This window comes from Chitinophaga sp. GbtcB8 (assembly GCF_019091455.1).
Classification (GTDB): Bacteria; Bacteroidota; Bacteroidia; order Chitinophagales; family Chitinophagaceae; genus Chitinophaga.
The window spans coordinates 1-242 of sequence record NZ_JAGXJN010000340.1; the positions used below are offsets into that span (position 1 = coordinate 1).

At 52.9% G+C, this 242-nt stretch carries 1 protein-coding gene; it reads left to right on the plus strand.

Features of this window, described 5'->3' with window-relative positions; genetic code table 11:
* The coding region (locus tag KVT36_RS32030) for an SDR family oxidoreductase (RefSeq protein WP_217607486.1) at positions 1-242 on the plus strand (242 nt) is incomplete at both ends.

A 242-nucleotide genomic window follows, 5' to 3' on the forward strand; every position in this document is an offset into this window, starting at 1 on the left:
GCAGATTGTGATGATATGATCGACATTAATATAAAAGGTATGCTGTATGGCATGGCTGCAGCGCCGCCGGTATTCCGCAAACAAGGCTCGGGCCATTTTGTAAATATTGCTTCTACCGCCGGGCACCGCGTTGTTCCCTCCATGGCGGTTTATGCGGGCACCAAGTTTGCCGAACGCACCATTTCCGATGGCTTACGGCAGGAGGCTGGTGATAAGCTGCGCGTAACCATGATTTCACCGGG